This window comes from Lactococcus formosensis (genome assembly GCF_037892375.1).
GTDB lineage: Bacteria > Bacillota > Bacilli > Lactobacillales > Streptococcaceae > Lactococcus > Lactococcus formosensis.
The window spans coordinates 1,953,093-1,972,583 of the sequence record NZ_CP141721.1 but is presented as its reverse complement, the minus strand read 5'-3'; the positions used below and the strand labels follow the sequence as shown (position 1 = coordinate 1,972,583).

The following is a 19,491-nucleotide window of genomic DNA, read 5'->3' as shown; positions in this document are numbered from 1 at the left end:
AAGAAAGAGGAGAAAAACATGGATAACAAACTGAATATTGTCATTATTACAGGTATGTCAGGCGCAGGTAAAACTGTAGCGATTCAATCTTTTGAAGATATGGGCTACTTTGCTGTGGATAATATGCCCCCTAACTTAATTGAAAAATTTGTTGAGCTTCTCAATACACCGGATAGTAAGATAAACAAAGTCGCAATGGTTGTCGATATGCGCTCACGTATCTTCTTTGACCGCTTGCGCGGCATCGTTGCAGAACTTTCTAATCTTCCAGAAGTGAATTTCAAACTTTTATTCCTTGATGCAAGTGATGTTGAACTGGTCGCACGTTATAAAGAAACACGCCGTTCACATCCGCTAGCTATTGATGGTCGTGTACTGGATGGGATTACACAAGAACGCGAAATTCTCTCAGATTTGAAGTCCTTGGCTGAAGTTGTTATTGATACAAGTGAGCTCACACCACGTAATTTGCGGGCCCGTATTCTTGAGCGTTTTTCAGAGACAAAAGAAGCACCATTTCGTATTGAAGTTATTTCCTTTGGCTTTAAGTATGGTTTGCCGATGGATGCAGACTTAGTCTTTGATGTGCGTTTTCTACCAAACCCACACTATATTCCAGAGCTTCGTGATAAAACAGGGCAAGATAAAGAAGTCTTCAACTATGTCATGAACCAGAAAGCTTCTGAAGATTTTTATAAAAATTTAATGAATATGCTCTTGCCGATTATACCTGCATACCAAAAAGAAGGAAAATCTGTATTGACAATTGCTTTTGGCTGTACAGGTGGACAACACCGTTCTGTCGCATTTGCTGAACGTGTATCCAAAGCACTTCTTAAAGAAGATTGGCATTTAAATACTAGCCATAGAGATAAGGATAGACGGAAAGAAACGGTTAATCGATCATGAGTAAATCAAAAGTAGTAGTTATAGGAGGCGGGACTGGAATTCCCGTCATTTTGAAGTCTTTGCGTCAAGAAAATATCGATCTTTCCGCAATTGTAACAGTAGCAGATGATGGCGGTTCTTCAGGGCGTCTGCGTTCAGCAATTAATATTGCTCCACCTGGAGACTTGCGCAATGTTCTTATCGCCATGAGCGACATGCCGAAATTTTACGCAGATATTCTCCAATATCGTTTTGATGCAAGCGATGGGGAACTTTCTGGTCATCCTTTAGGAAATCTGATTATCGCTGCGATTGGTGAAATGCAAGGTTCGACTTATCAGGCGGTACAAACTCTGGCTCGTTTTTTCCATGTGCGTGGAAACGTTTATCCCTCAAGTGATGTAGCTTTGACTTTGCATGCCGTCTTTAAGGATGGGCATGAAGTTGAAGGTGAAAGTAAAATTGCGGATTATGAAGGTTTGATTCATCATGTATATTTGACGGAGACAAATACAGGACAGAGCCCACGCGCCTCTAAAAAGGTGGTAAAATCTATAATGGAAGCAGATACGATTGTTTTAGGACCTGGCTCCCTCTTTACTTCAATCTTACCAAATATCGTCATCCCAGAAATTGGGGAAGCCTTATTAAAAACAAAAGCCCGTATTGTTTATGTCTGCAATATCATGACACAACGTGGGGAGACGGAGCATTTCAGTGATGCCGATCATGTACGTGTCATCCACGAACACTTAGGTACTCGTGTGATTGATACCGTTCTTGTAAATAGTGCGGAAGTGCCAGAAGAGTATATGAATTCTAATAAATTTGATGAGTATTTGGTCCAAGTTGTTCATGACTTTAAAGCACTCAGAGAGGAAGAAGTTAATGTTATTTCAAATGATTTCTTAGAATTGATTAATGGTGGAGCCTTCCACAACGGGGATGCAATTGCTTCAGAAATCATGGGCATCAGTACACGTTGTGAGAGAAAAAAAGAATGAGCTTTACAAGTGAAATAAAAAAAGAACTTACGAGTCAAAAAGCAAGCCGAGGAACTTTGCTTGCATTAATTCGGATGAATGGCTCTCTGGGTATTTCTGGTGGTTTAACCTTGTCCTTGTCTACAGAAAATGCAGCAACCGCAAAGTATATCTATCAGATGCTCCTCGAAATTTATCAGATACGTGCTGAAATTCGGGTGCATCAGAAAACAACATTATCCAAAAATAGAGTATACACGGTTTTTATCGAGGAGAAGGTCAATGCATTGCTCAATGAACTGCAACTGTCGGATTCGCTGATGTTTTTGGATTCGGGTATACCTGAGTCAGTGAAGTATGACCAACAAGCACAAGAAGATTATATGCGGGGAGCTTTTTTATCGAGTGGTTCAATGCACAACCCAGAAAAAGGCGATTATCAGTTGTCTATTTCTAGTGTATATTATGAACACGCAGAAGATTTAAAAGATATTTTTAATAATTTCGGTTTTGATGCGCGTGTCATTGCGCGGAAGAACCGCTACATCCTCTATTTATCTAAAGCAGAAGAAATCATGGATTTTTTGACTTTGATTGGTGCGATGAAGGCACGATTAAAATTTGAAGATGCAAAAATAATGCGTGAAATGCGTGGCTTGGCAAACCGTCAATCCAACTTTGAGTCGGCAAATATAAACAAATCAGTGTCGGCAGCGCAAGATGTAATATCGGCCGTCAAATATTTAGCAGAGAAGAAAGAGCTGGAAAACCTGCCCCCTGCACTCACAGAGGTTGCACATGCACGGATTGCTCATCCTGAAGCAACAATTAAAGAGTTAGGGCAACTCTTGGATCCGCCTCTGGGTAAATCAGGTGTGAATCACCGGTTACGAAAACTGACAGCTTTAGCAGAAGAAATAAAAAAAAGCGGAAATTAATCCGCTTTTTTTAGAGCATTTAAAAACATTTCAGTAAGAATCTCAGGGCGCTTCAGTGCCCTTTCTAAAGGGATTCTTTTCATGCCTTCACTCATAATATCGATAAAAAGAATCAAATCCTCATCCGTGTAATCAGGAGAAATTTCTCCTTCTGCACGCCCCTTTTGAAAGAGTTTTTGATAAACAAGGTGCTGAATATGTCGCATATCTGTATCAAAGAAGTTAGGGTCAGTAGCGTATTGATTCATCATGTTTTGCAAAAAAATATCAGTCATTAAATGAATCTGTCTTATTTTAAAACGCGAAACCTGACGAAAAGTCTCACGAAAATTTTCTTTCGTGTCTACCAACTGTTGAATTTCTTCAATCATAAAATTAAGTGCATCTCGTATAACGATATTCATCAAGTTATTTTTATTCTTGTAATATTTAAAAATTGTAACCTTAGAGACTTGTGCCAGTTGAGCAATTTCATCCATAGAAATATCTGAAATTAAGCGTTCTCGTAGTAGGTTAGAAGTCACTTCAAGAATGGCTTTTTTCTTTTTTTCTGTTTGATTCATTTTCTCGCCTCCACAAAAGAATACTTTATATGTATTATATCTTTTCGTTTGTACTCTTTCAACTAAAATAGTACAATATGAACTATAAAAGTAAAAATAGTACATATTAGTATGGATTGAGGAGGCAAAGCAATGCAAAAGATTGTTGAAATAAAAAACTTGCAGAAAAATTTTGGTAAATTTCAAGCTTTGAAGAATGTTACATTAGATGTAAATGCTGGAGAAGTTTTGGGCTATATTGGTCCCAATGGTTCAGGAAAATCAACAACGATTCGTGTTTTGTTGGGGATTATTAAAAAGAGTGGAGGATCAGCCACAATATTTGGTAAAGATGTGTGGACGGATGCCATTGAGATTCATAAGAAAATTGCTTATGTACCTGGCGATGTCTATCTTTGGCCCAATCTTTCTGGGGGCGAGATTATTGACCTTTTCTTGAAATTACATGGTCATGCAGATTTAAAAAAACGTGATGAACTTATCAAGAAGTTCGAACTTGATCCAAAGAAAAAGGCGCGTAGTTATTCTAAAGGAAACCGTCAGAAGATTGCCTTAATTGCTGCCTTAGCCACGGATGCTGAACTTTATATATTTGACGAGCCAACCAGTGGTTTGGATCCCTTGATGGAATCAGTTTTCCAAGCTGAAGTTCAGCGCCTCAAAAAATCGGGCAAGGCCATTATTTTGTCCAGCCATATCTTATCTGAAGTCGAACGTCTAGCAGATCGTGTTGCTGTTATTCGAAAAGGAGAAATCGTTGAAACAGGGTCACTTGATGATTTACGTCATTTGACACGTGATACTTTTAAAGTCGAAACTACTCAAGCGCCAGAAGCGTTGCATGGATTAGAGGGCGTCCATGATTTGCACCTCAATGGCAATAAGGCTGTCTTTCAAGTGGATTCGGATAAAACAGATGTTATCTTAAAAACTTTACTTAAGTATGGGGTGAAGAAGTTAGAGTCTACACCGCCAACTTTAGAAGAGCTCTTCATGCATCATTATGAGTAGGAGGTAAACGTTATGGACAAACCTTTAAATAAAACCTTTAGTATGCTGAGGGCTTTACTCAAGAGAGATTGGCTAAAACTTGTCTTTTGGATAGTTGGTGTGCTGGCCTTTGCAGCGTCGGGAGTGGGTAAATTCGAGCTTATCATGCAGACTGATAGTCAACGAGAAACCATGTTTAATGTTTTTCAGGGACCAGCTATGACGGCATTGTTCGGTCCTATGACGGTCGCTCAAGGTAAGGACTTTACCGCGGCTGCAGCTTATGGCACGACCATGCCTTTAATTACGGCAATAACATTCGCTGTTGTTGCGATTATCTATGTTATCAATCGTACACGAAAAGAAGAAGAAGATGGAATCGCTGAAGTTTTTCGCTCTTTTCAAGTCGGAAAATTAGCCAATACGACAGCCGTTGTTATTGAACTCTTTGTTTTACAAGTCTTGATTACTGTAGCCTTGGCGATTTCAATTCAGGTGCAAAATATTCCGGGTATGACTTCTTTTAGCGAAAATCTCTTGTTTGCCTCTGCTATAGGCGCTCAAAGTTTACTTTGGGGCTTGTTTGCACTTGTTTTTGCACAAATCTTTTCCGATTCAGGCAGTGCCAAAGGTGCTACTTTTGGCTTGCTTGGTTTGCTCTACCTTATTCGTATGGGAACAGATACACAAAATGTAAATTGGGGCTATTGGAATCCTTTAAGTTGGTCCTATCTGACCGACCCTTATGTTAAGAATCATTGGCTTCCCATCTTCTTAGCTTTAGGATTGAGCCTTGTTCTTCTCGTTCTCGCTTATTTCCTTGAAATTAGGCGAGATGTCAATGCAGGATATATTCCAGAGGTAAATGGTAAGGCTCATGCATCGAAAAGCTTGCTCAGTTTTACAGGGCTTACGATGAGGCAACAACGTACAGCTAGTATCGGCTGGATTTTAGGGCTTTTTGTTCTAGGCATTACTTATGGATCAATGATTGACCAAATCGGTGGCTTTGTTGAATCCAGTCCAACTATATCCAAACTCTTTAATATTGACCCTCATCTGGCAAATGAGGCCAGCAAGGCAGCAAGTAAAGCGATGATTGAAAGTTTTATGTCGACAATCTTTATGATTTGTGCGGTAATGGTTGCTTGTTTTGCGGTCACTTCCCTCATGCGGATGGTAACAGAAGAACGAAAAAATCGGCAAGAACAGCTTTATGCTATGCCAATTAGTCGTTATAAAGTTTATGCCACTTATATGATTATCTCTTGGATATTGGGAGGTCTTGCTCAATTTGCAGTTGTGCTTGGTATCTATCTCGCCCAAGCCAATAATGACAATGCATTCAGTTTTGCTAATGTAGCTGCAGCGGGAATGTCTTGGACTGTTGGGATTTTCTTTGTCCTTGGGATTTTAGGCTTTCTAATGGCCGTGCTTCCACGCTTGAGCACATTAATCTGGGTTTATCTTGGTTTTGCTTTTTTCATGAGTTATATTGGTAACATATTGAATCTCCCCGCTTGGTTGAATAATTTTAATGTTTTCCACCATATTTCAAGACTTCCGGTAGAAACAATGAACTGGGGCAATTTTGTATTTATACTTGCTTTAGCAGTAATATTTGCTCTGATTGGCATGTTTATTTATCGGCAACGTGACTTGATTGGCGATTAATTAAAAAATAGTCCAGATGGACTATTTTTTTAATTGATGATAGCGATTGTACCAAATGTCAACATACTCCTTGGAGAAAGGTCCGCGTTCATTATTTATCCAATCAACAAGAATTTTTACATTTTCTTTTAAAATGTGGTCAATTTCAGGAGAGTAGTTCATTTGTTTCCTGTGACGCTCATATTCCTCAACGTCCAAGAGTTTTTTCTCGCCATCTTTAAATACTTTTACATCGAGATCGTAGTCGATGTATTTCAGTGCCTCATTGTCTAAGACAAAAGGGCTCGCAAGGTTGCAATAGTAGCTGACGCCTTCCTCACGAATCATAGCAATGATGTTAAACCAAAACTTTTTGTGGAAATAAACGATTGCAGGTTCACGTGTGACCCAACGACGGTCGTCTGACTCGGTTACAAGTGTGTGGTCATTTACACCAATAATTGAATTTTCATTTGTTTTCAGTATCATCGTATCTCGCCAGGTACGATGTAAACTGCCATCATGTTTATAGCTTTGAATCGTGACAAGGTCGCCTTCTTTCGGAAGATTCAAGGCTTCACCAACTTTCCAAAATTCAAAGTTCTCGCTTATTATTATAGCATAATATTCAAAAAGTTTCTGGACTCAGGTTGGTAGCTCAAAAAAGCTTAAGCTCCTGAGGAGCTCCCTTGACAGATGCTGTGCACGGTAATCTTCCCAAATATTAAGTGATCTAATCGCCTGATATCTTTTACGCAAATGATAATGTTCTTCGATTTGATATTCGGGATAATCTTGAAGAAAATCGCTGACCATTTGCCACTCGTAAGTATAACCTAAAGGACGTGAATGATAGACAATCCCATCGATAGTTTGAGCAGAAATTCGGTGGTGTGCGTGCCCAAAGACAACGTCAGTGATTTGAGGATACTGAATGAACAATTCATGGAAAGCTTGTGATCCAAGATAAGCATTGAAGCGTTCAAATTTTTTATAAGTCGTAGGTATGGAAAAAGCTTCATGTGGAACAAAATGCATGGCTATGATGATACGGCCAGAAAAATTGAGCTTTTCCAAAATTGTTTCGAGAGTGTTGAGAGTATGTTGTGTCGTAAGGGCATCGCTATAATCACGATGGATTTTGCGATCAAAGTAAAAGCTATTTTTAAAGGATAAAAGTTTCTCATCTGAGTAATCTTGAACGAAAGAGTAATCATACCAACCGTGAAAACTGACTAAAAGTGTATCCCCAAAATACTTAAGCGAAAAGTCCTGTGCATTAATTTCTTTTTCGGATAAATGTACCATATCGTGATTGCCAAGATTATGGCTAATATCAAAGTTTTTTGATAATTGCTTAAAAAAAGGTGTCGTAATTTTTTTATAGTCGTTGGACATGTCTCCTGCAAAGTGCAAATCAGTCACAGACTGCTCTTGCAGGGTATCAATTAAAACTTGAATTTCAGAATCTATAAATTGATTAACATCCAGATGCAGATCTGAAAGCAGTGCTAATTTTTTCATAGTTAAATTATAACAGAACCGTAAGTCAAGTTCTAATTGTGTTAACCGAAAAAAGATTACAGGAATTTTTGGTTTATTGATAATTTTGGACTAATTTTTCAATTTCTTCATCCAATAAGGTATAAAATGCTGCGATGTGTGCTCCGTCCACAAGAGCGTGGTTAGCAAGAACCGAAAGGGGAAGCAACAGTTCCTTGTTTTGTTCAAAATATTTTCCCCAGGTAATTCTTGGATTGCTGTCCGCAGGAACTGGGGTGGGATTAATCATGGAAGTAAAAGAAAACCAAGGGAGTGTTGAGATGAATAATTTATTTAAAGTACCTTCAACCTCCTCATCGATTGAGCGTATGGTTTTAGCTTTTTCTTGCTCCTCCACAGCATAGCTCAAAAATGCAGCAAAATCAGGTGTGAAATCAAGATTGCAGTAAGTATAGGTCCCATCGTCTAAGGAAACTGTGTGTGATGTCTGACAGTTATTAAATTCTATAATTTTATCTTCAACGATACGTTGTTTAAATTCTGAAACACCGTTTGCTGCTTGTGACACACAGTAGCAGATCGTTAAGAAAAAAGGAAATTTATTCTCTCTTATCGTTGCGATAAGTTTTGTAATATTTACGTTAACGGTCACTCCAACATAGGGTTGGGCAAGACTTTTAAAATATTCAAAATGAGAAAGACGATTATAGGAAGCCATGTCAATATGTTTATAATTCATTATTTCTCCTCGGAAATCACTATTAGAAGTGAGGGTTTTGTTAGAGTGTACCATAGATTTCTATAATTTTGAAGTACTTATCCAGCTGTCAGATAAATTCAAAGTATTTTTATTTAAATCAGGTCTAATTTTCGTGCAAGGCGGGTCAAACAGTCCTGCTGAGGAATATGTCTACAGAAAATAAATTTGTGAGCTTATGGATTATAACTAACTAGAGTCCGAACGATAATTTTGATATAATAGGGGGAGATCAAAATAAAGTTTAGAATTTATATAGGTTATAGATGAATAATACGGTAAAAATACTGCAAGGGATTTCAAGAATTCTCTTACTTGTTGTTGGCTTAGCATTAATCTCAGGCTCTCTCTTTTTTACTGGGGTTCATATGGCTAATAAAAACGTCACAAAAACTGAAACTCAAGGTGTGATTGTCCGCGGGGACGAAGCACTAAAAGAGGTGAACTACACTTTTGAAGGTGTTAGTCACCAAGTCCGTCCCTTGGATACTTACTTTAGAAACTTGGGCACTGTTGATACAAAAATCAAAATTTATGTAGACAATGAACACCCAGAACGTATCTTTTTGACTTATCGTGGGGATGGGCTGATGCGTACGGCAGGGATATTGGCAGGTTGGGGCCTATTATTGTTGGTTATTCTCTTGGGAGAAAGACAGCTGATGAGTCGTATGAAAAAACTTGAAGAACTTGCCGAAGAAGAAAAAGAAACACTTCCTTGATTGTGTTTTTTTTTGTATTGAGGTTTGTGCAACAAAACACAAGCGCATTTCTTAAGAAAAATATAAAGCTGTGCTACCATAGAAGCATGACTATCTTACACAATAAAATTTCAAATAAAGAATTAAAAGAACGCTTAGAGGCTGAAACAGAGCCCCGTACAACAATTTCTTTTTATAAATATTTTAATATTGCTGATCCTCAAGAATTTCGTGATAATCTCTACATGAAATTCGAGGATTTAAAAGTTTTTGGCCGTGTTTATATTGCGAAAGAAGGAATTAACGCACAAATCAGTGTACCTACTCCTAATTTAGAAAAATTTAAAACGACACTTTACCAAACAGCGCCAGAATTGGATGGACTTCGTCTAAATTATGCAATTAAAGATGATGGTAAATCTTTCTGGGTCTTACGGATGAAAGTCCGCAACAAAATTGTTGCAGATGGTATTGATGATCCAACGTTTGACCCTTCAGATGTTGGGCAGTACTTAAAAGCTGAAGAAGTGAACGAAATGCTTGGTAAAGAAGACACCATCTTTGTTGATATGCGTAACCACTACGAATATGAAGTGGGACATTTCAAGAATGCCTTAGAGGTACCATCTGCAACTTTCCGTGAACAGCTACCAATGGCTGCAGATATGCTTAAAGACGATAAAGATAAAAATATTGTCATGTACTGTACAGGTGGAATTCGTTGTGAAAAAGCCAGTGCTTTTATGAAGCACGAAGGTTTTGAAAATGTTTACCACGTGGAAGGTGGAATTATTGAATACGCACGTAAAGCCAAAGAACAAGATTTACCTATTGAATTTATTGGTAAAAACTTTGTATTTGATGAACGTATGGGAGAGCGTATTACAGATGATGTTCTCTCAACATGTCCACAATGTGGCGAAGCTTGTGATATGCATACGAACTGTAAAAATAAAGCTTGTCATCGTTTATTTATCCAATGTGAAAATTGTGCCGAGCGCTTTGAAGGTTGTTGTTCACAAAGCTGTGTGGAAGAACTCAGCTTATCTGATGAAGAAATCAATGCTTTAATCGCAGAGCGTGCAGCGGATCCAACATTCTTCACAAAAGGAAGAAGCTAAAAATAAAAAAGCAATCTTTTAAAAGATTGCTTTTTTTAATTGTTCCCTGAGTTCTGTTTCAAAAGCAAGCACGTGCTCCAAAGATAAGGCAAAATCTGCATCGGCAATATTCATGCGTACGAAAAATTCCTCTGACTGATAACGAATCATAATATTTGGTCGTACCTTTTCTTGCAGAGCATCCTGTGTCTGTTCATTACCATAGATATACCAGAAATATTCAGTGGCTTCTTTTTTATAGAAATCATCTTTTACCAGTAAAAGAACAGTTTTAAGTTGGTCAGAGAGTTGGAGTTCTTTTGCATAAGTTCCATCTTTATAAAGCGGAAGTCCGTCATACCAAAAGTGAACACTCTGACCAAAGGTTTCTTCAGCAAGCTTATTCATAATCTTTCAAAACCCACTCGTTAATGGCATGCGCGACACCAGATTCAGCATTAGATTTTGTGACATATTTGGCAATTTTCTTCAAATCTTCTTTACCATTGCCCATGACAACTGGGTTGCCAACAGCTTCTAGCATAGAACGGTCATTTTCCTGGTCACCAATAGCCATTAACTCGTCCACATCTAGGAAGAGTTTTTTAGCTAAGTGCAGTACAGCATTTCCTTTGCTGGCTTTTTTATTCATAAATTCAAGATAAAATGGAGTTGATTTGACCATGTTATAACGCTCGAAAAATTCAAAAGGCAAGTAGGCGATAGCATTGTCTAAAATTTCAGGTTCATCAATCATCATTACTTTTGCAACTTCAAGTGCTGCAATTTCCTCAGGCTGACGGAAATAGAGGGGCATATTAACCAAGGAAGCTTCGTGAATAGTGTATTTGCCGATGTCACGGTTGCTTGTGTATATTCCTTTTTTAGTAATGGCGTGCATATGTACACCTATTTTACGAGCGGCAGCATCAATATCAAGAACATCCTCAGCTTCTAAGGTTTCCATGATAAACTCTTCACCAGTCGCACGTTGTACTAAAGCACCGTTATAAGTAATGACATAATCACTGTAATCCGTCAATTCAAGTTCTTCCAGAATATCGTGAACACCCATGAGTGGACGTCCTGTTGTAATGACAACTTTTACCCCAGCAGCTTTAGCCTCTGCAATTGCCTGCTTAACTTCAGGCGTAATTTTGCGTTCTGGGTCCAATAATGTACCGTCGATATCAATAGCAATAAGTTTAATCATTTTATTTTTTCTCTTTTCTAATTAAAGGTTGGTTTGCATAAAGGTGATGAATTCAGGATTCTCCAACATAATTTTTGGGAAGTAGAAGCGGCTGTTTCCGTGAATGGTGCCCGCTAGGCTTGCCACAATGGGAGAAACCTCGGAGAGCTCAATGAGACTGCCATCTTTTTGTAAAATTTCAATCTGTGTTCGTGGTTTATTTGAACTGGGACGGTAAAAGTCATAAGGCAGATCGAAATTACTGTTTGTTCCCGTGAAATATTGCGGGTCAAAGCCTGCTTTTTCCACTTGGTCCCGCAGTTTGTCCAAAAGTGAAGCATCAGAGTTAAAAAGATCCAGCTGTTTTTCTTGTCCTTGATTATATTCTAAGGATTTTAAAAGATGGCGGTTGATATACATCTGAGCAAGCTTAGACAAAATATCATCTTCGTTAGCCATCCATGTTTGAAAATAGGTATTCATCACACCGTCATCTAAGGCAAGATAGTCTTGCAAGGTTTGTTTATTCTCAAAGAAAGGAACTAAACAGGGGCTTGTTTGCGCAAAGTAATCGTGATCAAATTGGTATAAATATTTAGCTCGCTTCAGCAAGTTTTGGAGAATAACTTCCATGGAGCGACTGGCTGGATGAAAGTAAACTTGCATATACATTTGATAACGGCTCACGATGTAATCCTCAACGGCATGCATCCCAGAGATTCTGAAGACAATGCCGTCTTCATGAGGTGCAATTACACGGAGAATACGCGTCAAATCAAACTGTCCATAAACTGCCCCAGTATAGTAAGCATCTCTTAAGAGATAATCCATCCGATCCGCATCAATTTGACTGGAAATAAGTTGCACCACTTGTGGATTGGGATAGTCATGGGAAATAACAGAAGCGACTTGCTCTGGAAAGTCGGAACTTACTTTGCGTAAAACCGCATTGATTTCAGTAGTTGGTGAGGTAATAATCTCACGTGTTATAGCTTCGTGATCTGTACCAAAGAGACCTTCAAATGTATGAGAATAAGCGCCATGGCCAACATCATGCAATAAAGCCGCGCACTGTGTAACTAAATTTTCTTCTGGATTCCAAGTTTCAGGATAACGTTTAGTGAACCATTCAGTGATTGTTTTAGCGATATGATAAACACCCATACAATGTGAGAAACGACTATGTTCGGCTCCATGAAAAGTATAAGAGGAAGTTCCCAGTTGTTTTATACGACGTAGGCGTTGGAATTCCGCAGTGTTGATTAAATCATAAATCGTTTGGTTTTCGACATGAATATAATCATGGACGGGATCACGAAAAACTTTTTCGAGCTGTGCCATACAACCTCCTTTGTATTTTGCATGCAATTATCTTGATGTGACTGAATGTGTTTTAGTTTCAAGATAAGTTTTTCGATGAAGAGTCATCAAATGAGACTCTTATTTAATGAAAACTCTTGCATTACTGTAATACAATTATAACCGAAATTGACATAAATTGCCATTTTACTAATAAGGCAAGTTATAGTAAAATAACAGTTATGGAAATTACTATTCGGAACCGTATTGTTATTGATGGACAAGAAGAATTTATTCGTGAAACTTTTGAAGGGGATGTGAAAAAGTTAGGGAATAAAATTGCATTATATTACAAAAATGCTGAAGAAGAAAAAGTCTTAATTAAGTTTGATGAAACAGAATTAAGTATGACACGTTATGCTGATAAACCAGTTACTATGCGCTTTCATAAAGAGCTTTCAACACACACAGTTTATGAAGGATTGGGTCCTTTAGAGATTTTAACTGATGATTTTCATATGAATGAAGAGCTAAAACATGTGAAGTTGAAATACCGTTTAGCTCAAAATACAATCCCTATCGGAGAATATCGGATGAGAATTGATTGGAAAATAAGTTGAAATGAAAAAAATATTACTCCCTGAGGAACTGTACGACCAGCTGGAGTTGTCAGGTGAAAAAGAAATCGAAGTCGTTGAAAATAATAAAAATAGTTTTACTATTCGTGCTAAAACACCCAATAAGAGAGAAGATGCCGCGCGGGTCTTTCTGATACCCACAGCGCTCAGCACACTCCTCTTTTTTGTTGCCAGTCAAGTTATGGGGCTGAGTCAGATTAGACTATCAGGTACGGCATCAATTTCAACTGGAGTTCTAGTTATTGCTAATGCAGTTGCGTTGACATCTTTCATCATTGCATTTATTAAAAAGCGAAAAGAGCTTTATCATACTATGGTGCCGCGCGTGTACTGGCGAACTTTCCCCTCCGTTATTCTTTCTGTTTTTATTATTGTGACTTTAGGTTTGGTTGCCTTATTTTGGTTTTTAAACCAACTCTTTTATGGGTTGAGTTTTGATGTTTTTACGTCAATGATGATTTTTGCCATCTTCTCTGGAATTTTAAATTATCTTTTGATCTTTGCCGTAGACACATTTTCTATCCAAATGATGATCAATATGCTTATTTTGGTTTCTGTTGGCGGACTTGTGGCAAGTATGGCTGCCAATAATAATCAATATTGGTGGCAAAAGAATTTTAGTCTTTTGGGAACGAGTGAATCTAACACAAGCTTGCAATTTAATATGACCTTGGTTGTTTCAGCTGCCTTGATGATTGCTTTGTTTGATTATATATTTGTATCAATACGCGAGAAGTTAGGGCACCGTATACGATTTATGATTTTGCAAATCTTATTAACTTTGTGTGCCATCTCTATCGCTTTGGTTGGCCTGATTCCTAATAATGGTGATGGTTTGGCTCACATTATGCATGATGTGGCAGCGCAGCTCATAGTCCTATTTATGAGTCTGTCTATCTTGGGAATTCGTTGGTTTTTACCAGACTTAGATAAAAACATGTACCGTATTTCTTATGGTTTAGCGAGTCTGATTGTTTTTGGTTACTTTTTATGGCATCCACTCTATTATTTAAACTTAACTGCATTTGAAATTCTTTCTTTTAGCCTATCCTTTGCATGGATTATGCTCTTGATTAATACATTAGTGAGGATATTGTTTAATCCACGTGTCGTTTATCAAGTTGATATCGTAAAAGACGTAGAAAAAATCACAGAAAAATAAGCTGTGTTTTTTTCATATACCAAAAGCAGAGCAGGTTTTTTTTACCTTAAGTAAAAGCTATGGTAAAATAAAGACGATAGGGAGGTTAAAATGAAAGAAGTAAAAGTATTTTATAATGAAAAATCAGGAAAAAATGACGAAAACGAAGTATTAAATACAATTAAAAATTTTTTTGGAAAAGAAGAAAACAAAGCCTCTCATGTGGAATATATCAATCCAGATAGCCCAGAAGATGCAGTACGTTTAGCAAAGAAAGCAAGTCAAGAAAACACAGATCTTGTAGTGGCACTTGGTGGAGATGGAACGATTAATAAAGTATGTGGTGGCGTATTTGAGGGAGGAAGCAAATCTATCTTAGGTATCGTTCCCAATGGTACGGTCAATAACTTGTCAAAATCACTCCATATTCCTCAGGATATAGAAGCTGCCTTGCAAAATCTCAATGAGGGGAAGTTGCAAAAATTTGATATTGCCAAAGTGAACGATAACTATATGATTTCCAGCTTAACATTGGGAATCTTGGCAGATATCGCTCAAAACGTGAGCAGTTCAGAAAAGAAAAAATTTGGACCTTTTGCTTACTTGAAGGATGCTTATAAAGTAATTCGTCATAATAAAAGCTATCGTATCGAACTCAAATATGATGGAAAAACAAAGGCCTTAAAAACAAAATTATTATTGATTACGATGACCGATACGATTGGCGGAAGACAGGCTTTATCCCTTGATGCTAAGGTCGATGATGGTCTCATCCGAGTGTATTCTTTGAAGGAAATTAATTTGTTCAAAATATTATTTCACCTCAACAAACTACGCAAAGGCCAACTCGAAGATTTTATGGAAATTACTTATTTTGACACCAATCACTTAGAAATAAGTGCCCAATCTAATAAAAAACAAGATATTCCTTATTCAAGAATTGACGGAGATAAAAGCTCGCCACTTCCATTGGACATAACGGTATATCGCAAAGGTTTGACTACGGTGGTTCCTAAATAAGAACTTTATCTTATATTATCTATAAAGCACCTGATGAATGCAAACTTAACAGTAAATGACAAATAGAAGTAAAAAAACCTTGCATTCCACTTGAATTGAAGAATATTTTCTGCTATACTTATATAGTTGTCTTTGTGGTCTCCCATAAAGTACAACCGCACGAGGTACCGTTCAAGTAGCATTAGCTCACGGTCCAAGGCGAGTCTTACAGCCGTTTTACGGCACAAAATCTAACAAGGAGGAATCACAATGTCAAACTACGCAATCATCAAAACTGGTGGTAAACAAGTCAAAGTTGAAGAAGGACAAGTTATCTACGTTGAAAAACTTAACGTTGAAGCTGGTCAAACTGTAACTTTTGACGAAGTTGTTCTTGTCGGCGGTGCTACTACTAAAGTTGGTGCTCCACTCGTTTCAGGTGCAACAGTTGTCGGTGAAGTTGAAAAACATGGTAAACAAAAGAAAGTTGTTACTTTCCAATACAAACCTAAAAAACACTCACACCGTAAACAAGGTCACCGTCAACCTTACACTAAGGTTGTCATCAAATCAATCAACGCTTAAGGCATGATTGAAGCGGTTATCAGGACAAAGCGAGATAAAATAGTTTCCTATGAGATCTCTGGGCATGCTGAATCAGGTGAATATGGCCATGATGTGGTCTGTGCAGCTGTGAGTGTGTTGTCAATTACAACAGCAAATAATCTCTATGAAATGGCAAAGATTAAACCTATTGCCAACATGGAAGATGGTTATCTTTATGTTGAAATACCTTTGAGTACTCCTGAAAGACAAGGCGAATTGGCTCAAACACTTCTCCAAGCGTTTGAAAATGCTATGCGAGAAGTATCAAATAATTACAGCCAATACATTACACTTAAAATTGAAAATGGAGGGCAATATAATGCTTGAACTTAATCTGCAACTCTTCGCCCACAAAAAAGGTGGGGGTTCTACTTCCAATGGTCGTGACTCACAAGCTAAACGTCTTGGTGCTAAAGCATCTGACGGTGAACTTGTAAGCGGCGGTTCAATCCTTTTCCGTCAACGTGGTACACATATCCATCCAGGTGCTAACGTTGGTCGTGGTGGCGATGACACTCTCTTCGCTAAAATCGAAGGACACGTTAAATTTGAAATGAAACGTGGTAAAAAACACGTTTCAGTTTACCCAGCAGTAGCTAAATAATGGTAAACGAGTCTCTCTTCGGAGAGGCTTTTTTTATAAATATAAAAGAAAAGACAATGAGGAAATCCCACTCTGTAGGGACAGATTCATGTCTTTTCTTTACATAAATACTTGAGTTTCCTGGATTAATTTGTGTGCCTCCCTAAAATGTAGGACATCATCAAAACCATATTTTGAAAGAAAATAGACTTGGTCGCAATATTTTTCCACCTCTTCTAAGATATGGGAGGTAAGCAGAATGATTTTTGTTTTGGAAAGCTCTTTTAAGATTTGGAAGGCTTTGGCACGCATCGCATTGTCAATCCCATTCATCAGCTCATCGACAATGATAAGGTCTGCTTCAAGGCTTACAGTGTAAATGAAAGCCAGTATTTCTTTCATTCCGAGAGAATATTTTTTGATTGGTCTTTTAAAGAAACGTGAAGCAGAAAATAAGGGCATGTATTTTTCTGCGTTTTTTAGCTCTGTTTTTGTCAAAACCTTAATATAATCGATCGATCGAAGGTTAGGCTCAAAAATATCAAGTGTTGCAACATGGGAAACTCTACAATGAATAATGTCTTGTTTTTCTTTACACTATATAAGACGTAAATACATCTTACTTTTCACTAAAAATATACCTTGTAGAATATAAAACAAAAATATCATATTATTCTAAAAAGACAGTGTTATTTTCCCTTTTCGTAAGTTAAGCGCTTTATTTATGGTATATTTACTCTATAATTTTGAGTTGCATTGAAGGAGAAAATAATGAAAATTGGTGTAGTAAAAGACTTGAAACAAGGGGAAGCACGTGTCGGAATGACGCCGGAAAATGTAAAAACTTTGGTAGAGGCCGGGCATACGCTATATGTTGAAAATAATGCAGGTTTTGGTGCTGGTTTTCCAAATGAGCAGTATATCGCAGCGGGAGCCAAGATAGTGGAACGTGAAGAAGCATGGGAAGCAGAAATGATGGTTCGCGTAAAAGAGCCCTTAGAGGAAGAATATCAATACCTTAAAGAGGGACAAATAATCTGGGGATTTTTACATTTACCTGCAAATAAAGCTTGTGTTGAAAAAATGATGGAAATGCATGTAACTGCTTTTTCGGCTGAAAATATCGCTGTGGATGGAATTTTTCCATTACTCAAACCTTTGAGTGCAATTGCAGGACGACGCGCTATTAATATTGGACAATATTATCTGGAAAAACAACATGGTGGACAAGGGATTCTACTCCCTGGTATTCCCGAAAGTGGTATCGAGGCAGGGCATATTGTCATATTTGGTGGTGGTACTGCAGCAGAAAATGCAGCAGATATTGCTTTGAGTATTGGTTGTTCTGTCCTTATTTTAGAGTTGAATGATAGACGTATTAAAGAGCTGGAAACGCGTTACGCTGGTAAAAAGTTACAGGTTGTGAAGTCAACAACAGAAGCACTTGAAGAGCACATAAAAAAAGCAGACGTTTTTATTTCAACAATTCTGATTCCTGGTGCTAAGCCCCCAAAACTTGTGAAAGAGTATATGGTGAAATCAATGAAACCAGGTGCTGTGATTGTTGATATCGCTATTGATCAAGGAGGGACGGTTGAAACGATTGATCACGCAACGAATCATGCGGAACCTGTATTTACAAGACACAATGTCATTCATTATGCAGTGCCAAATATGCCAGGGGCAACACCACGTACTTCAACTTTGGTCATGTCTAAAGGGAATATAGAATACTTGAAAAGAATTGCCGACAATGGTTTAGAAGAAGCACTTAATCTTAGTGAGTCGCTTCGCTCTGGTATGAGTGTTTATAAAGGAAAAATAGTTTCATCTGCACTTTCTGACTCAATCGGACTTCCTTATACAAAAATTAAGTAAAAGTTATTGGGATTTCCCAATACTTTTTTATATTCAAGAAAGGTGTGGAAGCGTATAAACCTTGAAATATGGTATAATGAGACAAAGATTATAAATAAAAGAACAGGAAGGTATTTGTTTGGCTAGACATTCCGTAGAATTTAAGTTGGAAAATCCAGAAGATGCAGTTTTACTTTTTGGTTCACAGGATAAAAATGCACAGTTGATTGAATCTCAACTTGCTGTTGATATAAATTATCGCGGGGAACGCATACAGATTTTTGCTGATAATGAAGTAGCGCCTGAGCAGGCACGTAAAGTTTTGCAGGCTCTTTTAGTTTTGATTTCTCGTGGTTTACCTGTCCATAGCTCTGATGCGATGATCGCAGTTAAAATGGTACTTGAAGATAATATCGAAAATTTCATCACACTTTATGAAATTGAACTCACTAAAGATGCTGTTGGTACGCCAATTCGGTTAAAAAACGTGGGGCAAAAGCTTTATGTAGACAGTGTGAAACAGCATGACGTCGTCTTTGGCATTGGTCCTGCTGGGACTGGGAAAACTTTTTTGGCTGTCGTTATGGCAGTTCAAGCATTGCGTAATGGTCAGGTAAAACGCATTATTTTGACTCGTCCAGCTGTAGAGGCTGGTGAAAATCTGGGGTTCTTACCGGGAGATTTACAAGAAAAAGTAGATCCCTATCTGCGCCCTGTTTATGACGCACTGTTCCAGATTTTAGGAAAAAATGCAACGGAACGTATGATGGAGCGTGGGATTATTGAAATAGCACCTTTAGCATATATGCGCGGGCGTACCTTAGATGACGCCTTTGTTATCTTGGATGAAGCACAAAATACAACAACGATGCAAATGAAAATGTTCTTGACACGTTTGGGCTTCAACTCAAAAATGATTGTCAATGGTGATATTTCACAGATCGATTTGCCGGCTAAGGCCAAATCTGGTTTGATTGACGCAAAAGAAAAACTTTCTGGTTTAAATAGTATTGATTTTGTCTACTTTACAGCTAAGGACGTCGTTCGTCATCCTGTTGTAGCTCAAATTATTAATGCTTACGAGAAAAAAGGAGAGTAAG

The 19,491-nt window shown here is 37.8% G+C and carries 23 protein-coding genes and 1 other annotated feature; of the genes, 15 read left to right on the top strand and 8 right to left on the bottom strand.

The features are described 5' to 3' along the window. The first annotated feature begins 18 nt into the window (after positions 1 to 18). Genes rapZ through whiA form a run of 3 tightly spaced genes read left to right on the top strand, consistent with a single transcriptional unit; the run spans position 19 to position 2,809 of the window. Positions 19 to 909, top strand: a complete 891-nt coding sequence (gene rapZ, locus VNN39_RS09505; protein ID WP_017369731.1) for an RNase adapter RapZ — start codon at positions 19 to 21, stop codon at positions 907 to 909. Next, positions 906 to 1,892, top strand: coding sequence for a YvcK family protein (locus tag VNN39_RS09500; RefSeq protein ID WP_338997618.1), 987 nt, complete (start codon positions 906 to 908; stop codon positions 1,890 to 1,892). Before rapZ ends, VNN39_RS09500 begins: the two co-directional genes overlap by 4 nt. Further along, positions 1,889 to 2,809, top strand: a complete 921-nt coding sequence (whiA, locus tag VNN39_RS09495) for a DNA-binding protein WhiA (RefSeq protein ID WP_017369729.1) — start codon at positions 1,889 to 1,891, stop codon at positions 2,807 to 2,809. Before VNN39_RS09500 ends, whiA begins: the two co-directional genes overlap by 4 nt. On the opposite strand, the gene VNN39_RS09490 is transcribed toward whiA, so the two are convergent. After that, on the bottom strand, positions 2,806 to 3,372 hold the full coding sequence (locus tag VNN39_RS09490) for a TetR/AcrR family transcriptional regulator (RefSeq protein ID WP_270264853.1): 567 nt from the start codon (positions 3,370 to 3,372) through the stop codon (positions 2,806 to 2,808). The genes whiA and VNN39_RS09490 overlap by 4 nt on opposite strands. Before the next feature lie 132 nt (positions 3,373 to 3,504). Between VNN39_RS09490 and VNN39_RS09485 the strand changes: the two genes are divergently transcribed. Together VNN39_RS09485 and VNN39_RS09480 are read left to right on the top strand one after the other, a co-directional pair. Further along, a complete protein-coding gene (locus VNN39_RS09485; RefSeq protein ID WP_165711989.1) occupies positions 3,505 to 4,383 on the top strand; it encodes an ABC transporter ATP-binding protein in 879 nt (292 codons plus the stop codon). A 12-nt stretch (positions 4,384 to 4,395) separates the two neighbouring features. Then, positions 4,396 to 6,036: an ABC transporter permease gene (locus VNN39_RS09480; RefSeq protein WP_270740805.1), complete on the top strand. Its 1,641-nt coding sequence runs from the start codon at positions 4,396 to 4,398 to the stop codon at positions 6,034 to 6,036. A gap of 21 nt (positions 6,037 to 6,057) precedes the next feature. On the opposite strand, the gene VNN39_RS09475 is transcribed toward VNN39_RS09480, so the two are convergent. The 3 genes from VNN39_RS09475 to VNN39_RS09465 all read right to left on the bottom strand — a co-directional run bounded on the left by VNN39_RS09475 (position 6,058) and on the right by VNN39_RS09465 (position 8,257). Beyond that, positions 6,058 to 6,588 (bottom strand): nucleoside tri-diphosphate phosphatase, encoded by a 531-nt coding sequence (locus tag VNN39_RS09475; RefSeq protein ID WP_096368393.1) that lies wholly within the window; start codon positions 6,586 to 6,588, stop codon positions 6,058 to 6,060. A 72-nt stretch (positions 6,589 to 6,660) separates the two neighbouring features. Next, positions 6,661 to 7,605, bottom strand: a complete 945-nt coding sequence (locus VNN39_RS09470) for a metallophosphoesterase (protein ID WP_338998124.1) — start codon at positions 7,603 to 7,605, stop codon at positions 6,661 to 6,663. Positions 7,606 to 7,612: 7 nt separating this feature from the next. Then, entirely contained in the window at positions 7,613 to 8,257 is a 645-nt protein-coding gene (locus VNN39_RS09465; protein ID WP_165713675.1) for a CatA-like O-acetyltransferase, read from the bottom strand. A gap of 284 nt (positions 8,258 to 8,541) precedes the next feature. On the opposite strand from VNN39_RS09465, the gene VNN39_RS09460 reads away from it, so the two are divergent. After that, on the top strand, positions 8,542 to 8,997 hold the full coding sequence (locus tag VNN39_RS09460; RefSeq protein ID WP_017369722.1) for a hypothetical protein: 456 nt from the start codon (positions 8,542 to 8,544) through the stop codon (positions 8,995 to 8,997). 86 nt (positions 8,998 to 9,083) lie between these two features. Continuing rightward, positions 9,084 to 10,097 carry a rhodanese-related sulfurtransferase gene (locus VNN39_RS09455; RefSeq protein ID WP_270740806.1) on the top strand — a complete coding sequence of 338 codons (1,014 nt, stop codon included), beginning with the start codon at positions 9,084 to 9,086 and terminating at the stop codon, positions 10,095 to 10,097. Between the two features lie 18 nt (positions 10,098 to 10,115). Here VNN39_RS09455 and VNN39_RS09450 read toward each other — a convergent pair whose 3' ends face one another. Genes VNN39_RS09450 through VNN39_RS09440 form a run of 3 tightly spaced genes read right to left on the bottom strand, consistent with a single transcriptional unit; the run spans position 10,116 to position 12,609 of the window. After that, positions 10,116 to 10,484: a hypothetical protein gene (locus tag VNN39_RS09450; RefSeq protein WP_270264848.1), complete on the bottom strand. Its 369-nt coding sequence runs from the start codon at positions 10,482 to 10,484 to the stop codon at positions 10,116 to 10,118. Continuing rightward, positions 10,477 to 11,289: a sugar-phosphatase gene (gene yidA / locus VNN39_RS09445; RefSeq protein ID WP_017369719.1), complete on the bottom strand. Its 813-nt coding sequence runs from the start codon at positions 11,287 to 11,289 to the stop codon at positions 10,477 to 10,479. The genes VNN39_RS09450 and yidA overlap by 8 nt, the downstream gene beginning before the upstream one ends. A gap of 21 nt (positions 11,290 to 11,310) precedes the next feature. Continuing rightward, positions 11,311 to 12,609, bottom strand: a complete 1,299-nt coding sequence (locus tag VNN39_RS09440) for an HD domain-containing protein (protein ID WP_339007093.1) — start codon at positions 12,607 to 12,609, stop codon at positions 11,311 to 11,313. Positions 12,610 to 12,809: 200 nt separating this feature from the next. On the opposite strand from VNN39_RS09440, the gene VNN39_RS09435 reads away from it, so the two are divergent. The 6 genes from VNN39_RS09435 to rpmA all read left to right on the top strand — a co-directional run bounded on the left by VNN39_RS09435 (position 12,810) and on the right by rpmA (position 16,555). Beyond that, positions 12,810 to 13,187, top strand: coding sequence for a DUF1934 domain-containing protein (locus tag VNN39_RS09435; RefSeq protein ID WP_017369717.1), 378 nt, complete (start codon positions 12,810 to 12,812; stop codon positions 13,185 to 13,187). Between the two features lies 1 nt (position 13,188). Continuing rightward, a complete protein-coding gene (locus VNN39_RS09430) occupies positions 13,189 to 14,367 on the top strand; it encodes a DUF998 domain-containing protein (protein WP_165711982.1) in 1,179 nt (392 codons plus the stop codon). 90 nt (positions 14,368 to 14,457) lie between these two features. Beyond that, on the top strand, positions 14,458 to 15,366 hold the full coding sequence (locus tag VNN39_RS09425; RefSeq protein WP_165714463.1) for a YegS/Rv2252/BmrU family lipid kinase: 909 nt from the start codon (positions 14,458 to 14,460) through the stop codon (positions 15,364 to 15,366). Positions 15,367 to 15,509: 143 nt separating this feature from the next. Beyond that, positions 15,510 to 15,582: a sequence feature (ribosomal protein L21 leader region), on the top strand. 33 nt (positions 15,583 to 15,615) lie between these two features. Then, complete coding sequence (rplU, locus tag VNN39_RS09420) at positions 15,616 to 15,930, top strand: 50S ribosomal protein L21 (protein WP_003136338.1); 315 nt, start codon at positions 15,616 to 15,618, stop codon at positions 15,928 to 15,930. 3 nt (positions 15,931 to 15,933) lie between these two features. Continuing rightward, entirely contained in the window at positions 15,934 to 16,278 is a 345-nt protein-coding gene (locus VNN39_RS09415; RefSeq protein ID WP_004257958.1) for a ribosomal-processing cysteine protease Prp, read from the top strand. Next, positions 16,271 to 16,555 (top strand): 50S ribosomal protein L27, encoded by a 285-nt coding sequence (gene rpmA, locus VNN39_RS09410; protein WP_004257956.1) that lies wholly within the window; start codon positions 16,271 to 16,273, stop codon positions 16,553 to 16,555. Before VNN39_RS09415 ends, rpmA begins: the two co-directional genes overlap by 8 nt. A gap of 99 nt (positions 16,556 to 16,654) precedes the next feature. Here rpmA and VNN39_RS09405 read toward each other — a convergent pair whose 3' ends face one another. Continuing rightward, positions 16,655 to 16,996 carry an AAA family ATPase gene (locus VNN39_RS09405; RefSeq protein ID WP_243415387.1) on the bottom strand — a complete coding sequence of 114 codons (342 nt, stop codon included), beginning with the start codon at positions 16,994 to 16,996 and terminating at the stop codon, positions 16,655 to 16,657. Positions 16,997 to 17,305: 309 nt separating this feature from the next. Here VNN39_RS09405 and ald point away from each other — a divergent pair, with 309 nt between their 5' ends. Both ald and VNN39_RS09395 read left to right on the top strand, forming a co-directional pair. Then, on the top strand, positions 17,306 to 18,412 hold the full coding sequence (gene ald / locus VNN39_RS09400) for an alanine dehydrogenase (RefSeq protein ID WP_338997613.1): 1,107 nt from the start codon (positions 17,306 to 17,308) through the stop codon (positions 18,410 to 18,412). 118 nt (positions 18,413 to 18,530) lie between these two features. After that, positions 18,531 to 19,490: a PhoH family protein gene (locus VNN39_RS09395; protein WP_096368380.1), complete on the top strand. Its 960-nt coding sequence runs from the start codon at positions 18,531 to 18,533 to the stop codon at positions 19,488 to 19,490. Position 19,491 lies beyond the last annotated feature (1 nt).

Bases quoted from the DNA above. Each gene is read 5' to 3' on its own strand.
- rapZ (WP_017369731.1), top strand. From the start codon at position 19: ATGGATAACAAACTGAATATTGTCATTATTACAGGTATGTCAGGCGCA.
- VNN39_RS09500 (WP_338997618.1), top strand. From the start codon at position 906: ATGAGTAAATCAAAAGTAGTAGTTATAGGAGGCGGGACTGGAATTCCC.
- whiA (WP_017369729.1), top strand. From the start codon at position 1,889: ATGAGCTTTACAAGTGAAATAAAAAAAGAACTTACGAGTCAAAAAGCA.
- VNN39_RS09490 (WP_270264853.1), bottom strand. From the start codon at position 3,372: ATGAATCAAACAGAAAAAAAGAAAAAAGCCATTCTTGAAGTGACTTCT.
- VNN39_RS09485 (WP_165711989.1), top strand. From the start codon at position 3,505: ATGCAAAAGATTGTTGAAATAAAAAACTTGCAGAAAAATTTTGGTAAA.
- VNN39_RS09480 (WP_270740805.1), top strand. From the start codon at position 4,396: ATGGACAAACCTTTAAATAAAACCTTTAGTATGCTGAGGGCTTTACTC.
- VNN39_RS09465 (WP_165713675.1), bottom strand. From the start codon at position 8,257: ATGAATTATAAACATATTGACATGGCTTCCTATAATCGTCTTTCTCAT.
- VNN39_RS09460 (WP_017369722.1), top strand. From the start codon at position 8,542: ATGAATAATACGGTAAAAATACTGCAAGGGATTTCAAGAATTCTCTTA.
- VNN39_RS09455 (WP_270740806.1), top strand. From the start codon at position 9,084: ATGACTATCTTACACAATAAAATTTCAAATAAAGAATTAAAAGAACGC.
- VNN39_RS09450 (WP_270264848.1), bottom strand. From the start codon at position 10,484: ATGAATAAGCTTGCTGAAGAAACCTTTGGTCAGAGTGTTCACTTTTGG.
- yidA (WP_017369719.1), bottom strand. From the start codon at position 11,289: ATGATTAAACTTATTGCTATTGATATCGACGGTACATTATTGGACCCA.
- VNN39_RS09440 (WP_339007093.1), bottom strand. From the start codon at position 12,609: ATGGCACAGCTCGAAAAAGTTTTTCGTGATCCCGTCCATGATTATATT.
- VNN39_RS09435 (WP_017369717.1), top strand. From the start codon at position 12,810: ATGGAAATTACTATTCGGAACCGTATTGTTATTGATGGACAAGAAGAA.
- VNN39_RS09430 (WP_165711982.1), top strand. From the start codon at position 13,189: ATGAAAAAAATATTACTCCCTGAGGAACTGTACGACCAGCTGGAGTTG.
- VNN39_RS09425 (WP_165714463.1), top strand. From the start codon at position 14,458: ATGAAAGAAGTAAAAGTATTTTATAATGAAAAATCAGGAAAAAATGAC.
- rplU (WP_003136338.1), top strand. From the start codon at position 15,616: ATGTCAAACTACGCAATCATCAAAACTGGTGGTAAACAAGTCAAAGTT.
- VNN39_RS09415 (WP_004257958.1), top strand. From the start codon at position 15,934: ATGATTGAAGCGGTTATCAGGACAAAGCGAGATAAAATAGTTTCCTAT.
- rpmA (WP_004257956.1), top strand. From the start codon at position 16,271: ATGCTTGAACTTAATCTGCAACTCTTCGCCCACAAAAAAGGTGGGGGT.
- VNN39_RS09405 (WP_243415387.1), bottom strand. From the start codon at position 16,996: ATGCCCTTATTTTCTGCTTCACGTTTCTTTAAAAGACCAATCAAAAAA.
- ald (WP_338997613.1), top strand. From the start codon at position 17,306: ATGAAAATTGGTGTAGTAAAAGACTTGAAACAAGGGGAAGCACGTGTC.